Below are 5547 nucleotides of genomic sequence, written 5' to 3' on the forward strand. Positions count from 1 at the left end.
GCGCCGGGGCCGCCGGACCGCCGTGCGGCAACACCGCGCGCGGGCGGGGCACATGGAGGGCCGGTCCGCCGGCCGGGTGGGGACGCAGAACCGGGCAGCGGTCAGTCCGCCGACAGGCGGTACGTCATGTGGCCGAAGCCGACCTGGTCGCCCTCGCGGACGACGGCCGCACCGACGACGCGCCGCCCGTTCACCGTGGTGCCGTTGGCCGAACCGAGGTCCCGCAGCACCCACAGGCCGCCCTGGTAGTGCAGTTCGGCGTGGACGCGGGAGACCGTCTCGTGGGTGAGCCGCAGCCCGTTGGCGGGGTCGCGGCCTATCCGCAGCGGATGGCCCGTCTGCGGGTGCGGCAGCAGCAGCTTGGGCAGCCGCTCGGCCTGCCAGGCCCGGCGCAGCCGCACCCCGAACCCGGACACCGCCTCCACCGTCCCGAAGACCAGCCGGGACACGCGGCCCTCGCTGCGCAGGTCGGCGGTCAGCACGGCGAGTTCCTCGGGGCGGCGCGCGGCCAGCGCGAGTTCCATGCGCCGCACGAAGGTGTCGTGGGACAGCCGGCCCGTGGCGGCGCCGTCCCTGAGTGCCTTCAGCGCCTTGTCGCGCTCCGCGTCGGACACCCGCGCGGGGTAGGTGTTGAACTCGAAGGACGACGTCACGCACGTGATTGTCGGTCAGTGCGGCCCCGCCTGTCCAGAAAGCGGGGAAGCGCCGCCCCGCGCGGGCGGGGCGGGCGGCGACACCGGCCGCAAAAGGGGGAATTCACCGGCGGATTGATCTCCGATACCGCACGATGGACGGGCTACATCACGGTGAGCAGACGAAGGGGAACCGTCCGTGCAGTTCGAGGTGTGGGCACCACAGGCCGGCCGTGTGACGCTCGAGTGCGACGGCGTCACCCACGCGTTGGAGCGTGACGCACGGCGGGAGGGGTGGTGGCGGGGGGAGGCCGGCGCGCGGGACGGCTCCCGGTACGGTTTCGCGCTGGACGGCGGCCCGGTCCGCCCCGACCCGCGCTCGCGGCGGCAGCCGGACGGCCCGGACGGGCTCAGTGCGGTCGTCGACCACGAGCGGTTCGACTGGCGGTCCGAGTGGACCGGCCGCCCGCTGCCGGGGGCGGTGCTGTACGAGCTGCACGTGGGCACGTACACGCGCGAGGGCACCTTCGACGCGGCCGCGGACCGGCTCGGCCACCTCGCGGAGCTGGGCGTCACGCACGTGGAGCTGATGCCCGTGTGCCCCTTCCCGGGGCGGCACGGCTGGGGCTACGAGGGCGTGTCGCTGTGGGCGGTGCACGAGCCGTACGGCGGGCCCGAGGGGCTGAAACGCTTCGTCGACCGGGCGCACGCGCTGGGCCTGGGCGTCGTCCTGGACGTGGTGCACAACCACCTGGGGCCCTCGGGGAACTACCTGCCCGAGTTCGGGCCGTACTTCACGGACACCCACCACACCCCGTGGGGCTCGGCGGTCAACCTGGACGCCCCGGGCTCCGACGAGGTGCGCGCCTACCTGGTGGACAGCGCGCTGGCCTGGCTGCGGGACTACCGGATCGACGGGCTGCGCCTGGACGCGGTGCACGCGCTGGTGGACACGCGGGCGCGGCACTTCCTGGAGGAGCTGTCGCAGGCCGTGGACACCCTCGGCGCCGAGACGGGCCGGCCGCTGTTCCTGATCGCCGAGTCGGACCTCAACGACCCGCGGGTGGTCACCCCCCGCGCGGAGGGCGGCCTCGGGGTGCACGCGCAGTGGAACGACGACTTCCACCACGCGCTGCACGCCGCCCTGACCGGCGAGTCGCAGGGCTACTACGCCGACTTCGCGCGCGCCCCGTTCGCGGCCCTCGCCAAGACCCTCACCGGGGGCTTCTTCCACGACGGCACCTACTCCAGCTTCCGGGGCCGCCATCACGGCCGGCCGCTGGACCGCACCCGGGTGGCAGGGCACCGGCTGCTCGGCTACAGCCAGACCCACGACCAGGTCGGCAACCGCGCCCAGGGCGACCGGCTGGCCGCGCTGGTGTCCCCGGGCCGGCTGGCCGTCGCGGCGGCGCTCACCCTGACGGCGCCCTTCACGCCGATGCTGTTCATGGGCGAGGAGTGGGCGGCGGGCACGCCCTGGCAGTTCTTCACCGACCACACCGACGCGGAGCTCGCCAAGGCGGTGAGCGAGGGCCGGCGGCGGGAGTTCGCGGCGCACGGCTGGACGGCCGAGGAGGTGCCCGACCCGCAGGACCCGGCCACCCGCGACCGCTCCTGCCTCGACTGGTCGGAGCCGGAGCGCGAACCGCACGCGCGGGTGCTGGCCTGGTACCGGCGGCTGATCGAGGTCCGCCACGAGCAGCCGGACCTCACCGACCCCGACCTCGCCGACACCAAGGTGGCCCACGACGAGGAGCTGCGCTGGCTGGCGTTCCGGCGCGGCGACGTGCTGGTCGCCGTGAACCTCGCCGACGGACCGGCCGCGATCGCCCTGGGCGCCCCGCACGCGCGGGTGCTCGCCGCGTGGGAGCCCGTGGACTCCCCCGGCCCCGACGGCATCCTGCACCTGCCCCCCGAGTCGGCGGTCGTCCTGCTCCAGGACTGACGCGGCCGGCCGGGCCGCCGGCCGGGCCGGGTCATGGGGCGGTCGTCCGGGCCGCCCAAGCCGGGACAGGCGCCGCGACGGCCCGGGGCAGGCGGCCGCATGCGGGACACGTCGGCCGGGACAGAAGCGATCACCCTGGCCGCCCAGGCCGGGACACAGGCCGCGCCGAGCGGGACACGCGCCGTCGCCTGGCCTGCACAGCCCGGGACAGAACCGTCGCCCGAGCCGCCCAAGCCGGGCAGGGGCCGCCGGCCCGGGTCAGGCGGCGTCACGCGGACCACGTCGGCCGGGGCAGGGGCCGCCAGCCGGTCAGGGGCGGTCCCCCGGGCCGCGTCGGCCGGTCAGGGACCTTCGTTCGGGCCCCGCCGGCCGGGTCAGAAACCGTCGCCCGGACCGTGCCGGCCGGTCGGGGACCGTCATCCGGACCACACAGGCCGGGGCACGGGCCTCACCGGCCGGTCAGACGCCGGCATCCGAGCCGCGCCCGCCGGTCAAGCGCCGTCCTCCGAGCTCGCCCCCCGTCAGGCCCCGTCCTCCGGACCCCGCAGGTCGGTGACGCGTTCCAGGAGGATCGCCTCCCAGGCGCGGCGCAGCCGGACCCGCAGCAGGGGCATGGGGTCGGTGCCGCGCCCGGTGAGGGCCTCGGCGAGGTGCAGGACCGTGTCGCAGCGGGCCAGCCACAGGCCGCGCAGGCAGGGGCGGGCGCCGTACCCGGCGAGGGTGGCGGCCCGTACGGCGGCCGGTGCGCCCACGGCGACGGCGAGGCCCGCGATGTCCTCGGCGGGGTCGCCGACCACGGCGCCGCCCCAGCCGAGGACGCCGCGCACCCGGCCGTCCTGGCTGACGACGAGGTGATTGCCGGTGAGGGAGTGATGGGTGAGCACGGCCGGGCCGGGCTGGATGCCCAGCTGGACCGCCGCGGGCTGGGTGAGCTGCCCGAGCCGGACCGGGTCGAACTCGTCCGCCGCGGCGAGATGTTCGGCGGCGGCCCGCGCGGCCCCGCGCAGGGCTTCCAGGGACCGGGGAGCGGCGCGCGGCACCCCGAGCGTCTCGGCCTGCCGGGCCGGCACCGCGCGCAGCCCGGTCAGCAGTCCGGCGAGGTCGGTCTCGCCGACGGCGGACACCCGGTGGTCCTCGGCGGAGCCGCCGGGCATCCGGGTGTCCAGGGTGCAGCTCAGGCCGGGTGCCCACTCGCCCCGCGCGACGCTGACCGGGACGGACACCGGGACGTGCGGGCGGACGAGGTCGCGCACCCGCAGTTCGCGGCGCTGCCGCAGGCTCGCCTCGCGGTCGGGGGCGAGCCGCAGCACATGGCGGTCGCCGACCCACCAGGTGCCGGTCCCGGCACCGTCGGCGACCGGTCGGACGTCCGGTCCGGGGGCGTGGCCCGCTCCGCCCCCGTCGTCCTTGAGGAGGGTGCGGATCAGCCGGCGGACGGTGTCCGCGGTGGGTGTGGGTGCCTGGGTCATGGTCGCGCCGTTGTCGTTCGGAGGGCGTTGCGGGGGCATCGGTGCCTCAGTCCACTATGACCATGTCCCGGGTGGTGTTGTTGAGCCGCCGTCCGCCGTCCCCGGTGACGGCCACGATGTCCTCGATGCGGACGCCGAACCGGCCGGGCAGGTAGACGCCGGGTTCGACGGAGAAGCACATGCCCGGCACGAGCGGCTGCTCCTCGCCCTCGACCATGTAGGGCGGCTCGTGCGTGGTGACGCCGATGCCGTGCCCGGTGCGGTGGATGAAGTGCTCCCCGTGGCCGGCGTCGGCGATGACCGCGCGGGCCGCCCGGTCGACGTCCTGGCAGGCGGCGCCGGGGCGCACGGCGCGGAATCCGGCCTCCTGGGCAGCGCGCACGAGGTCGTGGACGCGGCGCTCCTCGTCGGTGGGCTCCCCGACGTGCACGGTGCGGGAGGTGTCGGAGCCGTAGCCGTCCTTCAGGCCGCCGAAGTCGAGGACGACCATGTCGCCGTGGGCGATGACGCGGTCGCCGGCCTCGTGGTGCGGGTCGGCACCGTTGGGGCCGGCGGCGACGATGGTGAAGTCCACGCGGGAGTGCCCGTACCGCAGCAGCAGCGCGGCGAGGTCGGCGGCGACGTCGGACTCCCGGCGCCCGGCGAAGGGCACCGTGCGGATCTCCTCGAACGCGGCGTCGGCGGCGGCCCCGGCGGCGGCCAGCAGTGCCAGCTCGGCCGGGTCCTTGACGGCCCGCAGCATCGGCAGCGCCTCGGTGACGGAGGCGTAGGAGGTGCCGGGCAGCGCGCTCTGAAGTCCCAGCAGGTGCAGGGCCCAGGTGTTGTCGCTGATGCCGTAGCGGCCCGCGGGGTCCAGGAGGTCCGCGGTGGCGGCGTAGGGGTCCTTGCCGTCGGTCCAGTCGCGCAGGGTGAGGGCGGGGGCGCCGGGGGCCCGCTCGGCGTCGGGGGCCTCCAGGGTGGGCACGACCAGGACGGGATCCCGCCCGGGGGCCAGGACCAGCAGGGTGAGCCGTTCGGTCTCCGCGGTGGGGGTGTAGCCGGTGAGCCACGTCAGGTCGGGGCCCGGGGCCACCAGCAGGCCGGCCAGTCCGGCCTCGGCGGCCTGCCGCACCGCGCGGGCCATGCGGTCCCGGTGGTCGTCGACGGTGAAGGGCGCGGGCGTGGTGCCGTTCATCCGGGCCTCCCGGGGTGGGCGTGCGGGCTACGGCAGCATCCTGCCCGGCCGGGGGCGGCGACGCGAGCCGGTGTGCGGGGTCCACGGGGCGGGGGTCCCGGCCGGGTGCCCGTCACGTGACGATGCCCGGTACGGCGGTCAGCTGCTGGTAGGCGCCGCTGCGGTGGCGCACGGTCAGCACGACCTCCCGGCCGGGGCGGGCCCGGGCGACGGCCCGGGCCAGGTCGGCGGCCGTGTCGATGCGGGTGGTGCCGAAGGCGAGCAGGACGTCGCCCCGGACGAGCCCGGCCGCGTAGCCCGGGCCCGGCACGTGCACGCCGACGACCA

General features: G+C 76.6%; 5 protein-coding genes. 1 reads left to right on the plus strand and 4 read right to left on the minus strand.

Features of this window, described 5'->3' with window-relative positions; genetic code table 11:
* Positions 1–101 precede the first annotated feature (101 nt).
* Positions 102–653 (minus strand): DUF1707 and FHA domain-containing protein, encoded by a 552-nt coding sequence (locus G3I53_RS15055; protein WP_164334387.1) that lies wholly within the window; start codon positions 651–653, stop codon positions 102–104.
* 178 nt (positions 654–831) lie between these two features.
* Between G3I53_RS15055 and treZ the strand changes: the two genes are divergently transcribed.
* Positions 832–2577 carry a malto-oligosyltrehalose trehalohydrolase gene (gene treZ, locus G3I53_RS15060; RefSeq protein ID WP_164438436.1) on the plus strand — a complete coding sequence of 582 codons (1746 nt, stop codon included), beginning with the start codon at positions 832–834 and terminating at the stop codon, positions 2575–2577.
* Between the two features lie 521 nt (positions 2578–3098).
* Here the strand turns inward: treZ and G3I53_RS15065 are convergent.
* The 3 genes from G3I53_RS15065 to G3I53_RS15075 form a co-directional block, all read right to left on the minus strand.
* The gene (locus tag G3I53_RS15065) at positions 3099–4046 is read right to left on the minus strand and encodes an aminoglycoside phosphotransferase family protein (RefSeq protein WP_164438437.1); all 948 of its coding nucleotides are present in this window, start codon (positions 4044–4046) and stop codon (positions 3099–3101) included.
* Positions 4047–4092: 46 nt separating this feature from the next.
* Positions 4093–5220 carry an aminopeptidase P family protein gene (locus G3I53_RS15070; protein ID WP_164332876.1) on the minus strand — a complete coding sequence of 376 codons (1128 nt, stop codon included), beginning with the start codon at positions 5218–5220 and terminating at the stop codon, positions 4093–4095.
* 112 nt (positions 5221–5332) lie between these two features.
* On the minus strand, positions 5333–5547 hold a 215-nt coding region (locus G3I53_RS15075; protein ID WP_164438438.1), incomplete at its 5' end, for a PDZ domain-containing protein.

Source organism: Streptomyces sp. SID14436 (assembly GCF_010548465.1).
Classification (GTDB): Bacteria; Actinomycetota; Actinomycetes; order Streptomycetales; family Streptomycetaceae; genus Streptomyces.

Bases quoted from the DNA above. Each gene is read 5' to 3' on its own strand.
- G3I53_RS15065 (WP_164438437.1), bottom strand. From the start codon at position 4,046: ATGACCCAGGCACCCACACCCACCGCGGACACCGTCCGCCGGCTGATC.
- G3I53_RS15070 (WP_164332876.1), bottom strand. From the start codon at position 5,220: ATGAACGGCACCACGCCCGCGCCCTTCACCGTCGACGACCACCGGGAC.